The following is a 21,626-nucleotide window of genomic DNA, read 5'->3' as shown; positions in this document are numbered from 1 at the left end:
TCAGGGACGAACACCAAGAGCGGTGTAGGCGCGATGCGGGTCGGTTGCTGCAAGCCAACGGCCTACCAGAGCCGCAGCGCGCGCACACTCCGCAACCTCTTGTCCGAAGCTAGGGGCCGCCTTGGGCTTGCGCGGACAACGCAGGCCGAGCGGTGTGACTTCCATAGCCTGGTGGCGCATCGCCATACGCAGACTCATTCGTGTGAGGCTGGTCAGCGAGACCGCCCGCTCGGCGAAGGCTGCGTGCTGAAGGGGGTTTTTATCCGCCCACGCCATGAGTGAGACCGTCGAATTACCCGGAAGGCTGTTTCGAGCTTTGGCCGGAAGGACGAGCGGCAGGACGAGAAACGCGGACGGCCACGGCATTGGCCGCCCCTTTTTGCTTTGCGCAGCGTAGATGCTGTGGGCCAGCAGGTAGGCGCCGAATGCCGGGTTGAGAAGCGCCTGCGCTTCCGCCGAGCGGTGGAGTGGGGCCGGTGTGGTCACTGGTCCGCGGCCTCGATGTGGTCCTTGCACAGACGGGGGTGGTCGGGGTGCCAGCCCACAGCTCGATCGCTCCCCACGTACTCCGTCCTGTCGCAGAGGTCGTGGATGGATCCTCGACCGATCCAGGGGGCCGTGCTGGTGCCTGGCCGAGCCGACTTATCAGCAACCTTCTCCATCGTCCCGTCCAAGACGTCCTGACCGATGTCCTGCCGAGCGGTCTCGCTGGTCGCATCATCGACGCGGCGGGTACGACGCCGGAAGACGCTCTCCCACTCGTAGTGCAGATCACGCTCGTATGCATCCAGCCCATCCGCGGTGACTTTGAAGCTCCTAAGCCACTCGGAGCGCTGCGCCCGCGCGTAGTGGTAGTCGCGTAGATGCATCGCGATCTCGGTGTCGGGGAGACCGATCCACTGCATCTGCGAAACGACCAGCCGGTTCCGGTAGGGGGCCATCTCTGCCTCGGTGAGATTGCGGAGGGTCTCGGTGATCGGCAAGCTCTTGCCGGTGTACCGATCGACGGCTTCATCGCGGCGGCACAGGAGTTCTTCAGCACTGACCGAGGCCAGCATGTAGGTAGGGTCCTTGCGCTCTAGCAGACGCACGGCCACGCGATACCACCAGCCCTTGATCTCGTCTAGCACTGCACCCGCGTGCTCGCTAGGGGTGATCCCCAGCTCCTTGGCGAGACTACGGTCGACGTCTGACATCACTGGTGCACCGTCATCGACCACCATGGCGGTGACGAGCTTGTGCCGTTGCGCTGTCGTGAGCTCCATGAAGAGCGCGCGGTCGTCAGCCGTGGTTCCGGGTCCGTCTGCGTCGGTGGCAACTTCCTCCATGCGCGCCAGAGCCCGGCCTACGTTCCGGTCAGGGCCTGAACGCAGGAAGTGGAGGAAGGTCCCCTCTTTGGCAACCTGTGTCGAGACGAGTCGCAGGATGGGTAGCGGGAGGGCTGATTGGTCGGCGCTGACGTTCAGAGAGTCGATCCAAGGTGACTGAGCGCCAGAAGTCTTTTCCAGTCTCGCTGAGCTGCCCGGCCGCCTCTCGGTACTTGGACTGCAGCAGCTCAAGGGGATCCTGCGTCTCGTGGCGCAGGAACTCGATGTCGTCGAGAAGTTCCATACGCACTTCAACGGTATTGTCGTCCCAGCTGCGGCGTGCGAGTTCAAGAAGGGCTAGCTCGCATTGATAGAGGTAGCCCATCATCTGGCCCGCGGCCGAATGCGATCGCGCTTGCGCCACGTCCCCCACTACTGGTCGAGCTGGACGAACCGTGCAGCCGCGTGCCGCAGCAAGGTCCCGGCAAGAGGGAACCTTGCAACAACGTAGCACCGGGCGCACATGCTGGTGGGAGCTATGCAGTTTCCGTCGCCGCCCTCCGCGCCGCCCGCGTCCCGGCTGTGGGTCTCCCCGGCAGCCCCATTCGCCGCCGACCGCGTAGACGTCGTGCATCTCCAGGTGGACCGCTGACCCGCCGCCTCGGTCGACCAGGAGCACGGGGTTGCGACAAGGTTTGCGCCTGGCTGTTGCGCCTACTGTTGCGCCACCCAGAAGGCCGTCCCCGTATCCGGGCAGGTCACCACGCGGTTTCGCCGGGGTCGGCCGCTGACATTCCCGTTGCGGCCGCTCTGCCCATGTCCCTTGGCTGGAGTGAAGGAGTAAGAGGTCCGGCCGGGGCCGCCGGGCCGCGCCGCTGTTAGCCCCGCAGCGGAGGGCCGGGACGGAGGTCGCCGGCGCCCCGGTGCTGTCCTTCGGGTGCCGAGCCCCACCAAGGGGTGAGGTGGGAAGGTCCCGCAGGATGGTGGTACCGCTGTGATCGTCCGACTCCTGGGTGGTCCGCTCGCCGGGATCGAGCTGGAGACCGCCGACATCCCGTGGGCCGGAGGCTGGCTCACGGCCGGTGACGCCGACTGGGGCCTGTACGTCCCGGTGCATCGGGACCCGGTGACCGGCATCGTCCTGGCGGAGTTCCCGGCTGCTACCCAGCGCAGCCGGTAGCAGCCGGTAGCAGCCGGGGTGCCGCAGGAGCTTTGGGGTGCGGCGTCTCTACTGTGGCGTCAGAGTCTGACTCTGAAGCGGCTGAACATGTCCGGGATGAACTGGAGTAGAAGATCCTTGGCGTCCTCGGGCCGTTTCAGTTCGTCGTGACCGAAGCGGAAGACCTCATACCCCCTGAGCTTGAGATCCCGGTCGGCGGCGACCATGTCCGCGTATTTGGCCGTGTCGGGGGTACGGCCGTTGTCGCGCGTGTAGTGCTGCACTCCGTCGATCTCCAGGACGACACGCTGCCCGAAGGGCAGCAGCAGAAGGAAGTCCATGCGGGAACGCAGCAACGCTTCGGGGCCGCGTTCCTTAACGGTCTTGGGATCCCAGTGCAGCCATACCTCGGGCAGGAGAGCAAGGTCATCCGCGCAGAACGGGCGAGCCGTACGGTAGGCCGTGAAGAGGTTCCTCTGACCAGGTGAGTTGCCCGGCAGGCTCCTGAGGAGCCGCTGGTAAAGATCTTCACCGGCGTCACTCTCGCTGTTGAACCCGTGGGTGTCCTGCCACCAGCGGTGCAGGTCACGCCAACGCAGACCCTCGACAGGAATCTCCCGGTCATAGACAAGGGTGGCACCTGGTCGCCCACCGACGATCTCGATGTCGTTGTCCACCGAGGACCGAAAACGAATGTCCGGCTTTCCGAGGGAAGCGAAAATGATGTTCTTCGGCTTCCGACTGCTGTGCAGCCGCGTCGACACCAGGGTGAATAGCGGATACCCGCCATCGTTGCCGGTTTGCCGCAACTCGATCCCATGGGCGCGGAGGTGATCGTTGATCGTGCTGGCTGTCTTCTCCTGCAGGTGCTCGTCCAGGAGAACGTCCGCCGAGACCAGGCCTTCCAGGAAGCGGGCGAACCTGGCGTCCCCTGCCTCGAACGCACCGAGGCTGTCGAAAAGCCGTTCGGTCGACCAGTCCTCCTCGTTGCGGAAGACGTGCTTTTCGATGAGGTCCTTCAGCGTCACCGGCCGCGTCCCGTTCAGCAGCAGCGCGCTGAACTCGTCGAAGGAAAGGTCCGGTCCCTCGATCACCCAGAGGCGATCGAGCAGATGCAGGAAGCGGTCATGGTGCTGGGTGAGATCCGGGAGATACAGGGCGCGCGCCAGTTCACGGCGGGCCTTCTTGGGGATGCCGGGTGGTGCGCCCTCTTCCCACAGCAGGTCTTCGAGCTGATGGCGGAGCGGCGGGCACACAGGGAAGGGGAAGTCCTGCTGTTGTAGGACGCGTTGGGCCAGTCGTGGCAGTTCCGTGTCGGGTACCTGCTGGAGGCTCTGTTCAACCCGGGCCGGCTTGCTGCCGGCGTTCTGGGGAATCGCCGGCATGCCCAATCGCTCGAAGGCCTGACTCAGCACGGTGTGCGTCAGGTTGCTGAGAGGCGCGACGGCGGTGTCTAGCAGGGCGCGAAGCGTTGCACGATCACTGCTGCCGACCATGGATAGATGGTCGCAGAGAATGGGGGATTCCGGCAGTAGCCCTCAAGCGCGCAAGGTGTGCCCGGCATCGGCGTCACATGAAGTCGAAGTCGGGTTCCCAGTCGTCATCCACCTCTTCTTCTGTGCGCAGTGACTGGGCTTTCATGTCTGCGAGGTCCAGTTCCGGTCCGGTCAGTGTGAGTTCGCAGACCCGACACCCGAAGTAGCGGGGGAAGAACCAGATGTCTCCGTAGTCGCCGCTCTTGTCCCGCCCGCTGATGAAGGCAGGACTTTCGCATGCCGGACACTGCGCGGGGATGTGCAGAAGCCATCGGCTGGGCAGAGGCGCTGCCGACAGACTGGCGACCACGGCCGTCTTCTCGCCGTCGGACATACGCTCTGTCTTCTTCGCGAAGGTCGCCTGCGCCCGCCGGATCTTCGCCGCGTAGCGCAACTTCAGCTCGGACGTCGTCTTCTCTACGAGGCCCTTGCACACGTCGTAATGGCTCTCCCAGAACCAATCCGGCTCCTTCGCCAGATTGGGCAGCAAGGAATCGACGTACGCCACACCAGCCGCCAGCAGGTCCCTGCACTCGTCAGACGGCCGCCCCCACCCCATGTGAGTGATGCCGTTGCGGGCATCCCTCAACGCCGCGAGTTGCGCTGGCACTTCTCCCTTCCCTACTTGCGCGAGTCTCGTCACAGCCTCCGCACCGCCGACGGTCCTGAGCCCGGCACGCCCTGTCTCCACCTTGTCTTCCTGGCCGCCCAGTACGAGCAGATCCTGTACAGAAGGCTTGGGGGTAGCCAGCAAGGTGAGAGTGACGGATGCCAGACACGCCTTGGCCAGGTGCTCGACAGCCACAGCCATGTGATGGACTGCGAAGTCCTGGTCCGCAGGCTCTTCGAGGTAGGCGTCGATAGCTGTCCAAGCCCATCGTTGTGCAGAACTCACCAGCTCGTCACGGATCTCATCCTGGTTCATCGAAGTACCGTAAGCGGAGATCCGGGCCACCGCATCGGACCGTCGACTCCGCCCTGACCGTTGGCCGGTGCCACGGGACCATGGGCACGGGCTAGTGTCCAGCGCATGGCACACACCAACTGGGCAGTTGAGTACCCGGTCGACCCGTCCGCTTCCCCCACTCCCGTCGGAGCCAAGCTCCTCACGAGCCTCGAGGCCGCTCTCGCCGACACTTCTCTCGATGAGTGGGCGTACGAAGTGGCCGGCGAACCGGTTGAGGGTTACCAGGAGTTCCAGAAACGCCTCGGCGCGGCGGCCCGCATCAGCGAGGGCGAGTTCGTCGCGCGCGTCAACGGCATCGTCGTGCGGTCGTTCTGACCTGCCCAGTACGGACAGCGGCGGCCCCGGGCTTCCTCGCCTGGGGCCGCCGCCCGTAATGACGTCGGGCTGTCGTCGGGATCGCACGCGGTGTCGCCCCACAGGGCGGTCTGCCCCGCCACCTCGGGAGCCGGCGTGAGCCACCTGAGGTGCGGTGCGGGGACGTCGTGTAGCACCGGCGGATGCTCCATGGCCCGTTCCATGAGCTCTTCGGTCGGCACCGCATGCCGCTGTCAGGAGAAGCGTGCGGCCAGCAGAACGGCGTCGTCGTGTCGGAGGTTACTGAGGGCCTTCAGCGGCACGTCGATCAGGTCTTCGAGTGACGGCAGGGTGGGATCGGAGGTGGTCTGTGCTTCCGCCAGGCTCGTAGTCAGACGGGCGAGGCCGGGATCGAGGCCTTCAGTCGGTGACACGATCACTCCGTCTGTGAGGAAGAAGAGTGTCTCACCCGGGCTCATCTGGACTGTGACTGTCTCGCAGGCATCTGCAGCCAGGCCGATTGGTAGCCCCGTCGGCATGTCCAGAATGAAGCCGGTGCCGTCCTTGTTCAGCAGGAAGGGCGGGATATGGCCGGCACTGGAGATGGCGAGGAGGCGGGTGTCGGTGTCGTAGACGGAGCAGACGCAGGTTGCGAGCTGATCTCCCATCAGGCGCTGTGCTTGTTCGCTGAGCAAGTTCAGTGCTTTGTGGGGAGGCAGACCGAGGTGGACCAACGTGTTGAGCTCGCTGCGCAGCTGGGTCATGAGAGCGATCGAGAGGATGGAGCCGCCCATCACATCCCCGGCCGCCAGGGCTACCTTGCTGCCCTCCAGGGGGATCACGTCGAACCAGTCCCCGCCGGCCCGGTGGGGGTCACTCGCCGGTAGGTAGCGGCTAGCGATCTCAAGCCCGTCGATCTGAGGGATCTCCTGCGGCAGGAGCGCGCGTTGCAGGAGTACGTGGGCCTCCGCCTTCCGCTCTCTGTCGGTCTGGGGCCCTTGGTTCTGCTGCTCGTCGCCCTCCTTGGCTGCACGCAGCCACACCTCGTACAGCACCTTCTGGTCCTCTTCGGGGCGACCACCTGGCGCCTGGGAGGAAAGGACCTCCACCAACGCGTCGATCACTTTCCACTTCGGCAGCCGCTGGCTGCAGAATGCATCGTGGATGGTGCTCCGGGAGATACCGGCACCTTTGAGCGCCTGGGCGATCTCGGCAAGGCTCGGTCTCCCGGCCAGTAAATGCAGTCGATGCAGCGCCGCATTGAGTTCCTGGTGTGCTCCCACCAGCTCAGGCTTGCGGAGTTGCCCAGCGCGTCCCACCCCCGTGCCCCCCGTCGTCCAAAACCATCCGAATCCGTCCGAGAATCATGCCACCACGTACGACTACAGAGGGGGCCGTCCGAAGACATCGGATTTCAACAGAGCCTCGTCCAGGGTGGCTTGGTCACAGGAGAAGGTCTCCCATCAACTACGAACTCCGCTCCTGCAGGGGTGGCGCACGAAGGAGAACACGGTGACCTCGAAGCGAACCTGGACGACCGACAAGACCCTTCAGCGGCTCGCACGCAGTGCGCTGTTCGCCCTGGTGCGTGGAGCGGCAACGGCGGCTGGCACCACCTTGTTCGCCGCGTTTACCTGGTGGCTGAGTAACCGCTGACGGCGGTCTGAGATACGAGACCCCGGGCATCTGCGGCCCGGGGTCCCTCTGCGCTCTGGGACGTCTGACCGGCTCAGGCAGGGGTTGTCGCCGGGGCGCCCGGCTTTATGGAGGCACACGACCGACGACCCCGCCACCCCACCGTTACGTGCCTCAGCATCGGTTGAGCCGGAGCAGGGGGAACACTGCCGGGGATCTGCCGTAGACCGGAGGCATGAAGCTATCTGACCTCAGCCCGTTGATGGCACGTCGTAGAGACGGCGACCTCAGCTTCACCTTTGGCGACTTCCGCGCCGACCCTGCGCTGACACCGCTCCGTTGGCCAGACGACGTCCTCGAGCAGTTCCTCTACGACCACGGTGCCAACACCGATTTCGCGCGGGACTACGGAGACATCGCTCTAGAGGGGATCACGTGGCGCCTTGACACGATCCCGACCGCGGACTTCAACGACATGCCGACCGGCGCGTCCGAGGCCGACTGTATCGAGTATTTGGTCGAGAACCCGGTGCACTGGGTAAAAGTCCGCCCCGCGGAGGTCGGACACCATTGGGAAGAGCGCGGGACGTGGATGCGTCCACCGATCCTGATCGACAGACGGCTCCTAGCCCCGTCGAATAGCGGCCTTCAGGTCCTGGAGGGCAGAACACGTGTCGGCGTCCTGCGTGGACGCCTGCGCGAGGGGCTGCGCGTCGCGTCTCACCACCAAGCCTGGGTTGGACGTCCACGGAACGCCCCAGTCTAGAAAGCGGCATCGGTGAGCTGGGACCCGTTACGCAGCTCTGGCCCGGAGGGGCTAGTCAGCCGTTACCACGCGGTCGTAATAATTCGGGGCGGTCGGCAGATGGGCATTGAGAGAATCGGGCCGTCAATACCCGCACCGGACGGTGCCTACCGCGTACACCGCTGTAGCGGGGCCACCGAGCGGGAGGGAGGGGGAGCGGCATGGAGTGGAAGCTGGTCAGCCGGGTAGCCAATCCGTGGGGCCAGGTCCCGGTGTCGGGCGGCGGCCAGGCAGTGAACCCGCGCGTTCAGGAGTACATGGCGAACGTGGCGGCGGCAGCGGCACGACGCGACTGTGTCTCGCGCAGGCACCACTACGTTCCCCAGGCCTACATGAAGGCATGGAGCCCCGATGGCAAGCGAGTACGGGTCTTGGACACGATCAACGGCTTTGACCGCCTCCGGGGCCTCCGGGACACCTGCGTTCGGGAAAACTTCTACCGCGTTACAGACCCTCTTGGCGCGCCGCACAATCAGGCTGAAGCGATGCTCTCCGTCATCGATGACGAGGCCGCAAGGCTTTTGCGCCTGCTGCGCGGATGGGAGCCGGACGACGACATGGACTTCGATGACTTCATGTCGCTCGCCGTGGTCCTCGCCTTCCAGCGCAACCGCACACCGCAGCGCAAGCGCCTGATGGAGGCGCAGGACACCTGGATGAGAAAGCGCGCGCTGCAGGAAACTCCGACCCTGACGACGACGGGATTCGTAGCTAGTCTCTTCCACAGCGCGTACGGGGCAGCCGACGAGCACTCCACCCGACAACTTGAGCTGTGGGACGACCCCCAAGCGCGGTTGATCACCAGCGACCAGCCAGTCATCCTGTCGACCGACGCCTCCGGCCGCTCTCCTTCGACGCTGACGAGCCAATACCTGTGGTGGCCCCTCAGTCCTTCCCGCCTGCTCGTGCTTAGCCAGAACCTGCAGCCGCGAAAGGTCGTCCATCGCATTTTGGCCCGTAGGGAGGTCGACCGACTGCGCGCGGCAGTCATCAGGAATGCTGAAGCAGCGGTCATCGCCCTTCCACAGGACACGGACCTTCCTGCCGGCCGAAGCCTGCGACGCAGACCGCAGCTGTCCGTAGCCTGCACGCCCATCGATCCGAAGGCACCCCGGTGCCGCATCGAGCTTGGCACCGGTTATGGGGCAGAGACCCTCGACCGGACATGCCGACCTTTGTGCGCCATGGTGGCCATGAGGTAGTCCTGACGCAATCGATTACGCCCATTCGATGCCCAGTTCCCGCAGGGCGTCCAGCTGTTCCTGGGTGAGTTTGTCCCGCCTCGCGCGGGTGTTCGATGTCCATACGCCCAGCTTGACGACTACCGGCTCGGTCTCGCCGTCGACCGTGATCTCTTCAGCGTGGCTGCGTGGTACGGGCCGGTGGGTGCCTTCCCTCTCGACCCACTGTGCGAGGGCCGCCAGGCCCCGCTGGAACGCCCGTTCCGCCTTGCTGGGGCTCTTCGTCGTACGCGTGGCCGTCGGGGCGGGAGAGGGCGCCTCAAGCGGCTGTACGCCCAGCTGGGACAGCCGTTCCTGCTGTTCGGTGGACAGCTGTGCCCAAGTGCCTGGCTGGGTCTGCCGCTCCAGCCACCGTCCGATGTCGTCGCCGTCCATCAGTACCCCGGGTGCGATGTCGGGGAGGCTGCCGTCGGCGTCGACGAGGTCGGCGAGGACGCGGTAGTGGCGCTGCCAGTCGAGCGGCCAGGGGCAGTTCCAGTCGGGGTCGATCGCGGCCAGTTGCTGCGTGCGTTCCGCCGCACGTTCCGCGTTCTTCCCGAGGCCGCCCTTCCTGCGCAGATTGGCCGTGTGTTGACCGATGGGCACCGTCGCCTCGCCCTCGCCCCAGACGGCGTCCTGTCGGGGGGCGAGGTGCCCGGTGGCCCGCTGGTAGGACCGGAGAGCGGCGAGCTTGTTCTCCCAGGCTTCTTCGCCCGGTTCCCACACCATCCCGGCCTCCGGCGCGTCCAGCAGGGTCTTGCGCCGTTCCTCCAGCTCCCCTGTCCGCAGTGCTTTCCGCTGTTGGTGGACCCATCGTCCAAGCGGAAAATCTTTCGTCACTCCTACTTCAACCTCGGTGTCGTAGGGGACGGCGTAGAGGCCGGTGATGTGGTGCTTCTTCCGCCAGTGGAGGAGGGCTTGGTAGCCCTCGAGCCACACCAGTGACTCCGGCCGGTAGACCCGGGTGCGCAGGAACGCGGCGATCGTGGCTGCGTCCCGGGGAGAGGAGAAGTGGAGCAGGGCGGACTCGACCGCACGGTTGGTGTCGTCCTGCTCCTCGTCCGCGCCCACCTCGCCGCCGGTTCCGACGATCCGCCCTTCTTCATCGCGCCGGACGTGGACCTTGCGCTTCCCGCTGCTGAGGGCGCGGGAGGCGAGTTGTTCGACGAGTCGTTCATCGTGCGAGCGTAGGCCTTTTATCTGGTGCTGGTGAAGTAATGGGCATGTTTGGCGTGGTTCAGGGGCGGCCGTCATGAGGGTGTGGAGCAGTTACCGGAAGATCTGTTCGATGCCGAAGACGAGTTTGTGGGCTTGGGGCCATCCGGCGTCAATGAAGGCGTCGCAGATCTGCCGTAGGGCGGTGAGGTTGTCCGGGCTGCGGAGGAGGCTGCGGTGGTCGGCGAGGATGCGTTCCACGAAGGTGACGCAGGTTCCTACGCCGAGGGGGTCTGCGGTGTAGCCGCTTTGGGCACCGACCTGGGTGATGATGTCGCGGACGGTGAGGAGCGTCTCCTGCGGGCGCTGGTCGATCATGCGCTCACACAGTCTGACGAGGTGGTGGGCGGTGCGCGCGATTGGGGTCGCCGAGAGCAGCTTGATCAGTGGCTGTGCCTCGTCGACGAGTCTGGCTTCTTGCGTGGTGGGGGGTGTGCTGTTGGGGACGCCGCCGCTTGCGTAGTAGAGCTGTGAGGCGATGTGGTCGAGGAGCCAGGCGGTGTTCTTGAATTGCTCACGCTCGGCGTCGGTCAGGGTTCGATACTGGATCAGAGCATGACGGGTTCGGTCCAGGGCTGGTTCGGCGAGCTGCTGCATCAGCCTGAGCGCGCGTCGCCGGACAGTGTCGTTGCCGTGGGTGAGCGCTCCGGAGACGCGCAGCTCGTGGAGACAACCGGACCAGGTACTGCCGTCCGACCAGCGAGTGATCATGCTGGTGAGGGCGGTGTCCGTTCCGGGCGTCGCGTGGTGGATCCACAGGAGCCCGGCGGCGGTTGCGCAAGCGGAAGCGGCGGTGTCGCGGCCCGGGCGCGGGGCCGCGCGCCCCATGACTGTGGCGAGGATCGAAGCGCCGCGTTGAGCGTCGTTCATACGGAAGCAGGCCGTGGTGACCGTGGCAGCGAGCACAGCGTCGTCGATGTCGTGCTCCGCGAGGTGCTCGAGGATTTCCCACGCCGTTCCGGTGTCGCTGACGGCCACGGAAGGGGCGATCAGAGACACGGTGTGCCGGATGGCCCCCACGGGATCCGCTGTCAGCGCGAGCAATGCGTGGGTCACCTCGGGGTTGTACTGCGCTGGAATGCCGGCCAGTTGACCAAGACCACGGGCCGCTTCGGTTCGCGGGCCCTGGGGAATCGCCAGGTTGAACGTGGCGTTTTCCGGAGTGGGTTCGGGTCGAGGGCTTCTTGACGCCGAAAGAAGGAGGGTGCGCGCGTGGCTCAGGATTGCCGACGGAGTCTGCGCGCTACGGGTCCAGATCTCAGCAGCATCAGCGAGGGCGTCCTCTGCCTGCGTGCGCAGATCCACGGACTGTGTTTGCGGCAGGGCCGCTTCTAGCCTGGTCGCCGTGTGCTCGGCGGATGCGATGTCGTCTGAAGAGGCGGTGCCGTTGAGATAGGTACTCGCGAAACTGCTGAGGGCCGCAGTCAGCTGGCGCAGCTCGGCGTCCGCCGGGTCTTCCTCCGCGGTTTCGGCGCGCTCCTCACCACTCCAGGCCATAGGGTCAGCGTCAAACGCCGGATCCGGTGCAGTCCTGTCTGCTGTCAGAGATGGGCTGGTGAGGTGCTCTGCGGAGAGCGCGCTGACGAGCCTTCGGTAACGGCGCTGCTCCAACCCACCCTGCTCGTGGTGAGAAGCGGCTGGCCGGATCGAGATGATCGCGGACTCCAGGCGGGCAGCTTCGGCAGGTTCGAGTGTGGGGTGCACTGCGCTGATCAGCTCGCACGCAGGTCCGACCAGGTCCGGGATGAGTAGCTGCGTCACGACGTCGGCCGGCTCACTGACCATGAAGGCTGCCAGAGCAGGGTTGGCGGCCGCCGCACGCAGGGTGCGTCGCCACACAACAGCTGCTCGCGGAGACGACGTGAGCGCCTCGCAAAGTGCCTGGGCCTGCGTCTCAGTGGCCGTGACGGCGAAGTCCTGAAACGCGCCGAGCAGGTCCGTCGGGTCACTGCCCGCGTAGGGGGAGGCGAAATCCCGTCGGCGTGAGCCGTCCTCAATGATCACGAAAATGCGGTTTCCCAGGCCAGCCGAATGCTCGGGTAGGTCCCGGCCAGCGACTGCCAGGCGGGTGAGAACCGCCAGGGCACGAGGGAGGTGGGACCGCAGAATGGCAGGGAAGTGTTCGACTAGGGGGTACTTAGCTGAGTCGAAGTCCTGCCGGCGATTAGACACGAACGTGAGCACGGAGCCGCTGCCCAGCTGTGTGCTGGCCGAGGACGTCTCGGTGTGGCTTAGCACAGCCACGTAAAGGTCTTCTGCGAGGTTCGGCAGGAGATCCATCAGCTCCGAAACCTCGCTGGTAATCGAGTCGAGATCGTTGAACCCGCGCTCTTCGAGTTGGGGCGACTCCGCAGCGCGTCTGAGCAGCGTCTCGGTCGAGGCCAGGTCGCTTGCTGCGGTTTGGATGACTGCGGTGATGGCCAGCCGGGATGCGGGGGTTGGAGGCTGGGTCCACAGGTGTTCGAGCAGGCGCCGCGCTGCCAGTCCGCAGAGTCGCAGCTGCTGTTCGTCTAGCACCGCCCGATGGGATGTCAGGTCGGTCACCAGAACACCCAGCGCCGGGAGGGATGCGCCAGGTCTCCGGGAGAGGCGTTCAGCAACCTCGGCCCAGACACCAGGGTGCTGAACGCTGCTTTCCTTCAGCTTGAGTGAGACAGCGATGGCGATTGCTGCGAGTACCCGGTTCGCTCCCTCTTCGGTGCGTGGATCCGGTGAGAGCAATGGCTCCAGGTCTGCTGTCTGATCGCAGTCGTCTGTGACGACGTCTGCGAGTGCGGTGGCTGCCATCCCGGGCGAGGGCAGCGTCATCAAGGCCAGAGCCAGCGCGCAGAACACGCCGGGGTCTCGCGCCCAGGCCGTCCGGAAGTACATGTCGATGCTGGGGCGGGCGAAGAGCAACAGGTCGGGATCGGCGTCCAGCCGCTCCTGCAGCCCGTCTGGAGTCTGGGAGAGGTAGGTGACGGCGACGGCGTAGTCGAACAGCACGTGGTGCGCGAATTGCAGGGGACCGTTGGCCGTCGGACCCATGACCGTCGGAGCTTGCGTGAGGACCGAGCTGGAAAGGAGGGCCCGCAGGACGTCTGATGCTGCGGTGTCGCCCTCCAAGATCTTCTGGGCGGGGACGGCCAGTCGTCTCTCCTGTACCGCTGCTGCACACAGGCGGCCGAGGAGGGCCGTTTTCGCGATGCCCTCGGTTCCCCGGGTGACGCGCGCCTCCCAGTAGCGCTCCAGCAGGTCCAATCTGCTGTCGACGGTGCGTAGCTGTGCTGCTGCTGCGCCATCCAGCAGGAGTTCGGCAGCCAGGCGCAGGTTGAACGGGTTGCGCATCAGCTGTCGCTGCTGGTCGGAAGCCTGGCTCAGAAGGTCACGCAAGGAGGGGAAGACGTTGGTGACCTGGGCGACCTCTTCGTCCGTCAGATCACCCATCTGTACCGGCCCGTCTGGAAAGAGGGAGCGCAGCTGGGGGGAGTGTTGTAGATCCCAGGTGCGGATGGAGGCGACCACCTGCCAGTTCGGCAGCCTGCGGTTGACATCCGCGATGATTGACCGCCACAGCTCGGTGGAGGCATCGACGCGTGCGGCATCCAGGGCGTCGATCGCCAGGAGGCCGGTGCTGCCGGGCTGCCACTGCTCGAGAACGTCGACGAGCGGGTGCTGCAGGTCGAGTTCCGCTTGGAGCATGCCAGGACTCCGGGCATCCACGCCGGCTACGGACAAGAAAAGTACGGGCCGACCTGCTGCGATGGCCTCCCGGGCCAACTCGTGCATCACCACGGTCTTTCCCGCACCCGGCTCGCCAGCCACGAGGACCGAGCCCTCCCGGGACGTCGCTCCGATGCCTGTGACCGTGCGTGCAATGGCCACAGGCCCCTGCGGCGTGGGGACGGTAGTGAGGCCATGGCCCAACTGATCGAGGGTGTCCTGCGTGGTTCTGGTCAGGCACTGGACATCCGAGGTGAAGTCTCGGATGGTGGCCAGCGCGATGCTGGCCGATGACAGCGCCTGCTGCAGCTGTCTCATGTCGGTGCCGGAATGGTTGATGGCCAGCTGTGCACAGGCGCTGAGCAGTACGTGCCATGCCGCGTCCGCTTGGCCGGGATCAGTGATCACGGACGTGCGCAGTGTCTGGAGGGCCTCTCGTTCTTCCAGACCGCCCTGCCCGACGTCCAGGACCCATACGTGGCAGCGGGCGAGGAACGTCCTCAGTTCTGCGGCTGAGGGCGTGCCGCCGCGCTGCTTCGCCCACTGCCGGATCGCGTGAGTGACGAACTTGTCGTAGGCGTCAGTCTGGTCGCTGTTGAAGACGAGCGACGCCCCGTCCTGCTCGGCAGGAGCGTTACGGAGGCGATCAAGAACTTGCGCGAGGTCGTTCCTCACCGGTTTTGAGGCGTCACGGGAGGTGACGAGGATCAGCCGGTCTTGCTCATGGCCTGGCATGAGGTGCTGCTCAACGAACTGCGCGACGGTCTTGCCAAGTTCGCTCTCCTTTGACTGAGACAGCGTGATTGACCGCTTAGCTTGGATCGCTAGTGTCCGGCGATCGGAGGTGTGCACTCGGCAGTCGTCGACGGGTTCGCCGGTTTCGCAGGCAATCCGTTCCACAGTTCCGGTCCACAGCCCCTGGACGCCGGGGGAGGCGGAGGCCGCTACAGCGGTGACAGCCAGCCAGGCGGCCACGCGGTGCTGGTAGTCGAAGCCGCCCGCCCCGGCGCTGCCCCCGGCGTCTGCCCGTGCTGCCTCACTCACCGCGGCTCTCCTCGCTCACGCCTACCTGCAGGCGCTTAATTCAACTCAGGCACATCCATTATCTCGGGGAAAAGTAGGTGATGAGGGATGTTTGTTTGGATTGTCGCCTGCAGGGATGGCCTGTGAGCGTGTGCCGTACGCCGTTCTGCGGGCGGTGGTTGTGTTTGTCACGTGGATTCCGATTTTGTGGCGGAGCGTGCTGTTTCTCGGGTGACTGGTGTGGTGCGGTGGGTGGTGGTCGACGCCGGTTCGTTTGATCTGCAGAGCGAGGCGGTGGCGTTCCTGGCTTCGTTGCGGGCGCGGGGGTGTTCGCCGAATACTGAGCGTGTCTATGCCGGGCGGGTCGCTCTGTACTTGAGCTACTGCAGGATGCGGCGGCTGGATTGGAAGGCTCCCGGGTTTCTGGGGTTGGCCGACCTGCAGCAGTGGCTGATCGAGACGTCTGTTCCGCCTCGTGCCGGCCGGCTGCGGCCTGGTCCCGTCCGGTACCGGTCGCGGGGGACCGCGAATGCGATCATGACGGTGGTGGGGGAGTTCCTGCGGTTCGGTGCCGCTCATGGCTGGGTGCCGGCCGATACGGCCGGGCTGCTGTCACAGCCGAAGCTGCTGCGCTTCACCCCGTCCGGCTTTGACACCGGCGAGTCGGGTCAGCGGCTCCAGGTCGAGGCAGCAGCGTTCCGTTTCCAGATCACCGAGCCCGGCTATGAGGACCTCAGCGACGACCAGATCCGCAGGATGATCGCTGGCGCGGCCAGGGCCCGGGATCGTTTCCTGGTCGCGCTGCTGGCGTGTACCGGGCTGCGGATCGGTGAGGCGCTGGGCCTGCACCGCGGTGATATGCATCTGCTGGCATCTTCGCGCACGGTGGGCTGCGGTGTGGAGGGTCCGCACGTGCATGTCCGCCGCCGCATGGACAACCCCAACCGTGCTCTGGCGAAGTCCCGGCATCACCGCTTCGTGCCGGTCACCGCTGACCTGGTCGCGCTGTATACCGACTACCAGTACGAACGCGACGATGTGGCCGAGGCTGCGGAGTCGGAGATGGTGTTCGTGAACCTGTTCCGTGCGCCGCTGGGGCGTGCGATGTCGTACCCGAACGCCAAGGAGATGTTCGACCGCCTGGCACGCACCGTTGGGCATGCGTGCCGTCCGCACATGCTGCGCCACTCAGCGGCGACCCGCTGGCTGCGCGACGGCGTGGACCGCGATGTGGTGCAACGGCTCCTGGGCCATGCCTCGCCGTTGTCGATGGAGCGCTACCGGCACGTCGACGACGCCGAAGCACGGGCAGCGGTCGAGCGCGTCGACTCCCTGAAGGAGCGCCCGTGAGCGTCTCGTCCGCGCTCTCGCGGCTACCCGCGCCACGCACCGACAACGCAGGGGATCCCGACGGCGGGGGATGGCCCGCGTGGCTGCAAGACCATCTCGATCTGACCTGGCGGACGAGTGAATGGCGGCAGGACTGCTGGCTGTTCACCGGCAGCGTTTACGAGCCGCGCAGCTCGGTGTCGCTGTGCCGTACGGCCGCGTGCGACACCGTGGTCTCGCCGGCCAACATCTTCTGCCCTTTCTGCAAGGAGGAGCAGAAACGGTCGCCGCTGCCCGTCGCGGAGTTCGCGCGGACCTTCGTGCCGGTGCGCAACCGGGTTGCCTTCGGCGGTGTTCCGGAGCAGTGCCGCTTCACGAAGGACGGGCAGCGCTGTGTCCGGCCCCGCCACTGCAAAGAACTGTGCTCCACGCACTACACCCAGTGGAAAACCCACACCACTCGCAAGGCCGCCGGCCGGTGGGAGGACACCGCCGTCCCGTATGCCGATACCCCTGCCTGCCCGGCTCCTGCTTGCCCGCTGCCGGGCCTGTACGGTCGGGGCCTGTGTCGACAGCACGCGCAGCGCTTCCGCGAGCACCGCCGTACCCACCCGGACGCGGCCGTGGCGCCGTGGGCGGCCCAGCAGCCGCCGTATCTCGCCCCGCACCAATTCAGCCTCCTGCCGCTGCCTGAACCGCTTCGCTGGGAGGTCCTCTACGGTCTGCAGCAGGTGGACCCGTGGCTGCGGATCTTCGAACCTCCGCAAGTGCGCCGCATGGTGCGGGATCTGGCCGGGACCGGCACGCTTATCGGCGACATCACGGACCAGCAGATGTGCCCGCGCTCCACCGTCGCGGTCCTGCGGATGCTCGGCCGCGTGCGTACGGCGGTCCGGGCGGGTCACGCGCAGTACACCGGCACCGCGCCGGCACAGGACGACGTCCTGGACCTGCGTGCGCTCGGCCAGCGCTCCCGCACACCAGCAGGCATCCGCCACCACAAGACCGTCGACCTGCGCACCATCCGGCAGCCGTGGCTGCGCGGCCTGCTGCGCACCTGGACCGTCCAGCAGCGCCCAGGAGCGGACGAATTCGCCCGCACGCTGCGCGGCGTCGAACTCGCCTCCCGGGCCCTCGCGCAACGCCCGGGAACCGACGACCCCGCACGCCTGCGCTACGACGACGTCACCGCCGTGGTCGAAGCGTTCCGCACCGCACTGAAACTGGACGGCGAACCGGCCGGCTGGAACTACCGCATGTCCATCTCCAGCCACTTCTTCGCCCTGATCGACTACGGCCGCCGCTCCGGCACCGCCGACACCCTCTCGGCCGCCTTCGTCCGCGACCCCGCCCTCCACCGCATCCCCGAGCAGGAAGCCAACGAGGACGAGATCGGCAAGGCCATCCCCGAACCGGTGATCCGCCAGCTCGACGCCCACCTCCACCTCCTAGGCCTGGGACGGGCCCGCGGCCAGCGCACCCTCGCCCCCGAAGACCTGCAGCTGATGTACGGCACGCTGTACATCCTCCTCAGAGACACCGGACGCCGGCCCCTGGAAGTCTGCTCCCTGCCCCGCGACTGCCTGGAAACCCGCAACGACCAGATCTCCCTGGTCTGGAACAACCACAAGGCCCGCCGCCACCGCAGGCGCCTGCCCATCACCACACCCACAGCCCACGCCATCCGCACCTGGCAAGAACGCCGCGAGCAGCTCCACACCAGCCTCCCGCCCACCGGCGCCGACTACCTCTTCCCCGCCCTCACCCACCTCGCCACCCGCCCCTACCTGCACACCAGCTACCTCAGCGAGACCCTGCGCGACTGGGCCGACGCCATCCCCCACCTGCACGGCGAAGGCACCGACACACAGGGCAACCCCCTGCCCTACGACCGCTCCCTCATCTACGCCTACGCATTCCGCCACTCCTACGCACAACGTCACGCCGACGCCGGAACCCCCCTCGACGTCCTGCGCGAACTGATGGACCACAAGTCCGTCAGCACCACCCAGCGCTACTACACCGTCTCCCTGAAACGAAAACGCGACGCCGTCACCAAGCTCGCCGCCCACGTCGTCGACAACCACGGCCGACCCAGCCCCAGCTCCGACACCGCCTACGAACTGCGCTCCGTCGCCGTCCCCTACGGCGGCTGCACCGAACCCAGCAACGTCAAAGCCGCAGGCGGCTCCTGCCCCATCCGTTTCCAGTGCGCCGGCTGCGGCTTCTACCGCCCCGACCCCTCCTACCTCCCGGCGATCGAACAGCACATCAACGAACTGCGCGCCGACCGCGAAACAGCCCAGGCCATGGACGCCGCGGAATTCGTTCATCACCGCCCTCACCGCCCAGATCACCGCCTTCGAGCAGGTCACCGACCGCATGCAGCGCCGCCTCGCCGCCCTCCCCGCCGCACAACGTCAGGAGATCGAAGAAGCCAGCACCATCCTGCGCAAAGCCCGCGCCGACCACACCCACACCCTCCTGCCGCTCACCACCGTCTCCAGGACCGACCCGGCATGAACCCCCGCGGCAACCCGCACACCCTCGCCCAGGCCCGCCGCCGCGCCAGCCTCGACAAACGCCAGCGAGCCCTGACCGCACTCACCACCCTGGAACAACAGGGCAAGAAGATCACCCACGCCGCCGTCGCCCGCACCGCCGGCGTCTCCACATGGCTCACCTACACCGAAGGCGTCCGCGAACACATCGAAGCCGCACAACAACGCCAGCACCCCACCACCCCCTCGCCTGACCGCACCCGAAGCACCACCGCCACGCTGCGCACAGAACTCGAGCTCGCCAGGCAGGAGATCCGGACGCTGAGGGAAGACAGAGACCGGATGAAGCAGGCCGTCCAGCACCAGCTCGGGCAGCAACTCGACGACTTCGACACCAGGCACCTGACCGAACGCGTCGACGAACTCACCCGGAACAACCAACGACTCGAAGACAGCCTCCAGCAGGCCACCGACGACAACCACCGGCTCCGCGCCCGCGTGGCAACCCTGGAAACAGACCTGGCGGCGGCACGCACAAGCCTCCGACGGATGATCCGAGAGGAGAACACAAACCGCTGAGGGCGTGTCCAGCGCCCCGCAGGACACGCCACGCTGCAGCAACCCAACAGACCCTGCTGCTATGCCCACTCAACTCCGAGTTCGGTGAGTGCGGCGCGCTGGTCGTGGGTGAGCTTGTCCCGCCTCGCCCGGGTGTTGGAGATCCATACGCCAAGCTTGTGCTGGTGTTCCTGGCCGTCGATGACGAGGCATTCGACGTGCCCCCTCGGCACTGCCTTCTGGGCGCCCTCGCGCTGGACCCACTGGGCGAGGGCCGCCAGACCGCGCTGGAAGGCTGATGCCTTCCCGGTCGCCTTCGTGTGACAAATCCGTTAGTGATCACTAGATGAGTGATGTGCTGGCCTGGGGATCTGGTGATCGTTTCGGGATTTGTTGCTGTGGTGTGGTGCGTCTCTGAGCTGGGGTTTCCGTGGAGGGGCGGAAGCCGGAGGGGCTCTGGAGTGCAGATTCAGTGATCGTTTTGGAATGTAGTGATCGACGTGGGATTTCTCTATCGCTGCGAGCGGGGCGATCCCAGTCAAGGGGCGGGATGTGAAGGTGCTCAGCCGAGTTGGGGCCAACCCGCGTCGGTGGTCTCGTTCGTACCGTTTCCCGGTGGGATGTCAGTGCCCGCTCCTAGTCTTTCCGCCATGACATCAGCGATGCCCAAGCGGCCGGTCAGTGAACTCCCGGGCGATCCCGCCCGTCTTCACCTCCGCTACGGTCACGGACATCCCGCAGTGCCGTACGACTCCGAGGACACCCTGGAACCCTGGCACGTCGCGGTCACTTACGGGACAGCGGGCGACGAGGATTGGGAAGACGACGAAGAAGAAGGGGGCGGCCACGCTCCGGCCGCGGGCTCCGAGATCGGGCACCTCATCCTGTGGAGGCTGCGTGACTACACCGGCGAGAACCGGTGGGAGGCGGCGGACGCCGAATCCGGCGATCTTGAGGTCATTGTCTCCGCCGTTCTTGGCCGTTCCGGACGCACGGGCTACAGCGCCGCGTTCGAGAAAGCGGTCACACATCCTGTCGGCGATCTGCTGATCCTCGACCGCGTCAGCCTCGACAAGGCGTGGAGGGGTTTCGGACTGGGGCCGGCGCTGGCCGTCGAGGCGATCCGCCGTTTGTCCGGGGGCTGTTGCGCGGTAGCGGTGTTTCCCGGCATGGGTGAGTACCCCGAAGACCGCGAGCAGGTCACCGAGGCCTATCGGCTCCAGGCGAAGAAGAAGATCGCCGCATTGTGGGAGAGCATCGGCTTCCAGCCGTTCCGCCGCGGGGTGTGGCTCCTGGACACCGCCCTGCGGCGGCCGGAGGAACTCATGCAGGCCCGCCGCGCTCAACTGCGCGCGCTCGGCACGGCCTTCCAACAGCCCGGGTCCGTCTGAGAGCGGCCCCGGCGGATGCCACGGCTGGCACAGACGGCACCGGCGCGTGCCGGCGAGACCGAGTACGGTCCGGCCCTTCCTGCGGGCGCCGCATCGTGCGGATGACACGAACAGCGACGAAAACAGACAGAGGGGGAGCGGGGCATCGTGGGGGAGCTGCAGCCGGTGGACGAGGACATCCAGGATGCGCTGGACTGGGCACGGCAGCGCCTTGAGGAGATGGGCGTCTTCGAGGCGGAGGACGGACTGCGGTGGGCAGCGGCCCACGGGCTCGTCCTGTCCGTGTGGCGCAACGGCCCGATTGAGGACGCGCATGCCTCCCGGCCGACCGGCCGGCGCAAGGCATTGCACGACGGGACGATGTTCGCCCGCAACACCTGGCTCACCCGGCAGGCATTCGACATCCTGGGCTCCGACGACCAGTTCCGTCTCTATGAGCTGGAGGACCTGGTCCTGGACCGGGACACGGTCTGGCCGGGATGCGAGGGGACCCTGAAGGACTTCGGCTGGGGATTCCTCGGAGAGATCAGAAAACAGGTGAAACAGCGCATCGGCATGGTCAGGCACTTCGAGAAGAGACTGCCGCCGGACGACTTCCTCGTCTTCGCCGGTGCTCCCCGGATCGGGACCCACGACGACCACTACGGTATGCCGAAATGGCCTGCCTGCGTGGAAGCGGCGGTGCGCCGGCTGCGCGGGGAGGACGAGGAGTTCTGGCGCGTACGGGGCGACTTGATGACCCGCATCGGCCCTGCTCCGGCTGTCGTCACTGCGGACCTTGAGGCAACCCGGAAACGGTTGCTGGAGTCGCCATGGGAACTCGGCGCCGAGAACCTGGACTGGTTCGCCTGGAACCCGATCCTGCAGCCACCGGACAGGACGACACTCTAGGTGCGCCGTAGCCGGCGACCGAAGAGCTGTCGAACCTCGGTGCATCGACGAATTACCCCACCGGCGTCGCCGTCCCGGCGGAGACTCCGCTGCT

15 protein-coding genes and 2 pseudogenes are annotated in these 21,626 nt (G+C 66.3%); 9 read left to right on the top strand and 8 right to left on the bottom strand.

Annotated elements, in window-relative coordinates; genetic code table 11:
* Together OG735_RS00275 and OG735_RS00270 are read right to left on the bottom strand one after the other, a co-directional pair.
* Nucleotides 1-486, bottom strand: coding sequence for a three component ABC system middle component (locus OG735_RS00275; protein ID WP_327321113.1), 486 nt, complete (start codon nucleotides 484-486; stop codon nucleotides 1-3).
* The gene (locus tag OG735_RS00270; RefSeq protein ID WP_327321112.1) at nucleotides 483-1,328 is read right to left on the bottom strand and encodes an ABC-three component system protein; all 846 of its coding nucleotides are present in this window, start codon (nucleotides 1,326-1,328) and stop codon (nucleotides 483-485) included. The genes OG735_RS00275 and OG735_RS00270 overlap by 4 nt, the downstream gene beginning before the upstream one ends.
* Before the next feature lie 973 nt (nucleotides 1,329-2,301).
* Between OG735_RS00270 and OG735_RS00265 the strand changes: the two genes are divergently transcribed.
* Nucleotides 2,302-2,487: a hypothetical protein gene (locus tag OG735_RS00265; protein ID WP_327321111.1), complete on the top strand. Its 186-nt coding sequence runs from the start codon at nucleotides 2,302-2,304 to the stop codon at nucleotides 2,485-2,487.
* A 59-nt stretch (nucleotides 2,488-2,546) separates the two neighbouring features.
* Here OG735_RS00265 and OG735_RS00260 read toward each other — a convergent pair whose 3' ends face one another.
* Nucleotides 2,547-3,962 (bottom strand): hypothetical protein, encoded by a 1,416-nt coding sequence (locus OG735_RS00260; RefSeq protein ID WP_327321110.1) that lies wholly within the window; start codon nucleotides 3,960-3,962, stop codon nucleotides 2,547-2,549.
* 73 nt (nucleotides 3,963-4,035) lie between these two features.
* Nucleotides 4,036-4,926 carry a hypothetical protein gene (locus OG735_RS00255; RefSeq protein ID WP_327321109.1) on the bottom strand — a complete coding sequence of 297 codons (891 nt, stop codon included), beginning with the start codon at nucleotides 4,924-4,926 and terminating at the stop codon, nucleotides 4,036-4,038.
* 105 nt (nucleotides 4,927-5,031) lie between these two features.
* Between OG735_RS00255 and OG735_RS00250 the strand changes: the two genes are divergently transcribed.
* Complete coding sequence (locus OG735_RS00250; RefSeq protein WP_327321107.1) at nucleotides 5,032-5,283, top strand: hypothetical protein; 252 nt, start codon at nucleotides 5,032-5,034, stop codon at nucleotides 5,281-5,283.
* A 233-nt stretch (nucleotides 5,284-5,516) separates the two neighbouring features.
* On the opposite strand, the gene OG735_RS00245 is transcribed toward OG735_RS00250, so the two are convergent.
* On the bottom strand, nucleotides 5,517-6,545 hold the full coding sequence (locus OG735_RS00245; RefSeq protein WP_327321106.1) for a PP2C family protein-serine/threonine phosphatase: 1,029 nt from the start codon (nucleotides 6,543-6,545) through the stop codon (nucleotides 5,517-5,519).
* Between the two features lie 229 nt (nucleotides 6,546-6,774).
* Here OG735_RS00245 and OG735_RS00240 point away from each other — a divergent pair, with 229 nt between their 5' ends.
* From OG735_RS00240 to OG735_RS00230, 3 genes are all read left to right on the top strand, one after another.
* Entirely contained in the window at nucleotides 6,775-6,918 is a 144-nt protein-coding gene (locus OG735_RS00240; protein ID WP_327321105.1) for a hypothetical protein, read from the top strand.
* Nucleotides 6,919-7,132: 214 nt separating this feature from the next.
* Nucleotides 7,133-7,663 (top strand): hypothetical protein, encoded by a 531-nt coding sequence (locus OG735_RS00235; protein WP_327321104.1) that lies wholly within the window; start codon nucleotides 7,133-7,135, stop codon nucleotides 7,661-7,663.
* A 200-nt stretch (nucleotides 7,664-7,863) separates the two neighbouring features.
* Nucleotides 7,864-8,904, top strand: coding sequence for a DUF4238 domain-containing protein (locus OG735_RS00230; RefSeq protein ID WP_327321103.1), 1,041 nt, complete (start codon nucleotides 7,864-7,866; stop codon nucleotides 8,902-8,904).
* Between the two features lie 15 nt (nucleotides 8,905-8,919).
* On the opposite strand, the pseudogene OG735_RS00225 reads toward OG735_RS00230, so the two are convergent.
* Both OG735_RS00225 and OG735_RS00220 read right to left on the bottom strand, forming a co-directional pair.
* Nucleotides 8,920-10,122: pseudogene (locus OG735_RS00225) on the bottom strand (helicase associated domain-containing protein); the annotation flags it as partial.
* 69 nt (nucleotides 10,123-10,191) lie between these two features.
* Nucleotides 10,192-14,883: an ATP-binding protein gene (locus OG735_RS00220; protein WP_327321102.1), complete on the bottom strand. Its 4,692-nt coding sequence runs from the start codon at nucleotides 14,881-14,883 to the stop codon at nucleotides 10,192-10,194.
* 516 nt (nucleotides 14,884-15,399) lie between these two features.
* On the opposite strand from OG735_RS00220, the gene OG735_RS00215 reads away from it, so the two are divergent.
* Both OG735_RS00215 and OG735_RS00210 read left to right on the top strand, forming a co-directional pair.
* A complete protein-coding gene (locus OG735_RS00215) occupies nucleotides 15,400-16,212 on the top strand; it encodes a tyrosine-type recombinase/integrase (RefSeq protein WP_327321101.1) in 813 nt (270 codons plus the stop codon).
* The gene (locus tag OG735_RS00210) at nucleotides 16,209-19,271 is read left to right on the top strand and encodes a DUF6262 family protein (protein WP_327321100.1); all 3,063 of its coding nucleotides are present in this window, start codon (nucleotides 16,209-16,211) and stop codon (nucleotides 19,269-19,271) included. Before OG735_RS00215 ends, OG735_RS00210 begins: the two co-directional genes overlap by 4 nt.
* Before the next feature lie 59 nt (nucleotides 19,272-19,330).
* On the opposite strand, the pseudogene OG735_RS00205 reads toward OG735_RS00210, so the two are convergent.
* A pseudogene (locus tag OG735_RS00205) lies at nucleotides 19,331-19,567 on the bottom strand (helicase associated domain-containing protein); the annotation flags it as partial.
* A 333-nt stretch (nucleotides 19,568-19,900) separates the two neighbouring features.
* Between OG735_RS00205 and OG735_RS00200 the strand changes: the two are divergent.
* A complete protein-coding gene (locus tag OG735_RS00200; RefSeq protein ID WP_327321099.1) occupies nucleotides 19,901-20,641 on the top strand; it encodes a hypothetical protein in 741 nt (246 codons plus the stop codon).
* Nucleotides 20,642-20,788: 147 nt separating this feature from the next.
* Nucleotides 20,789-21,532: a hypothetical protein gene (locus OG735_RS00195; protein ID WP_327321098.1), complete on the top strand. Its 744-nt coding sequence runs from the start codon at nucleotides 20,789-20,791 to the stop codon at nucleotides 21,530-21,532.
* The last annotated feature ends 94 nt before the right edge of the window (nucleotides 21,533-21,626 follow it).

It is taken from the genome of Streptomyces sp. NBC_01210 (assembly GCF_036010325.1).
In the GTDB taxonomy this organism is placed as follows: domain Bacteria; phylum Actinomycetota; class Actinomycetes; order Streptomycetales; family Streptomycetaceae; genus Streptomyces.
The sequence above is the reverse complement of the archived record's forward strand: the minus strand, read 5'-3'. Positions and strand labels throughout refer to the sequence as shown.

Excerpts from the sequence above, each read along its gene's own strand:
- OG735_RS00270 (WP_327321112.1), bottom strand. The coding sequence starts at position 1,328 with ATGGAGGAAGTTGCCACCGACGCAGACGGACCCGGAACCACGGCTGAC.
- OG735_RS00260 (WP_327321110.1), bottom strand. The coding sequence starts at position 3,962 with ATGGTCGGCAGCAGTGATCGTGCAACGCTTCGCGCCCTGCTAGACACC.
- OG735_RS00255 (WP_327321109.1), bottom strand. The coding sequence starts at position 4,926 with ATGAACCAGGATGAGATCCGTGACGAGCTGGTGAGTTCTGCACAACGA.
- OG735_RS00250 (WP_327321107.1), top strand. The coding sequence starts at position 5,032 with ATGGCACACACCAACTGGGCAGTTGAGTACCCGGTCGACCCGTCCGCT.
- OG735_RS00235 (WP_327321104.1), top strand. The coding sequence starts at position 7,133 with ATGAAGCTATCTGACCTCAGCCCGTTGATGGCACGTCGTAGAGACGGC.
- OG735_RS00230 (WP_327321103.1), top strand. The coding sequence starts at position 7,864 with ATGGAGTGGAAGCTGGTCAGCCGGGTAGCCAATCCGTGGGGCCAGGTC.
- OG735_RS00215 (WP_327321101.1), top strand. The coding sequence starts at position 15,400 with ATGACGGTGGTGGGGGAGTTCCTGCGGTTCGGTGCCGCTCATGGCTGG.
- OG735_RS00200 (WP_327321099.1), top strand. The coding sequence starts at position 19,901 with ATGACATCAGCGATGCCCAAGCGGCCGGTCAGTGAACTCCCGGGCGAT.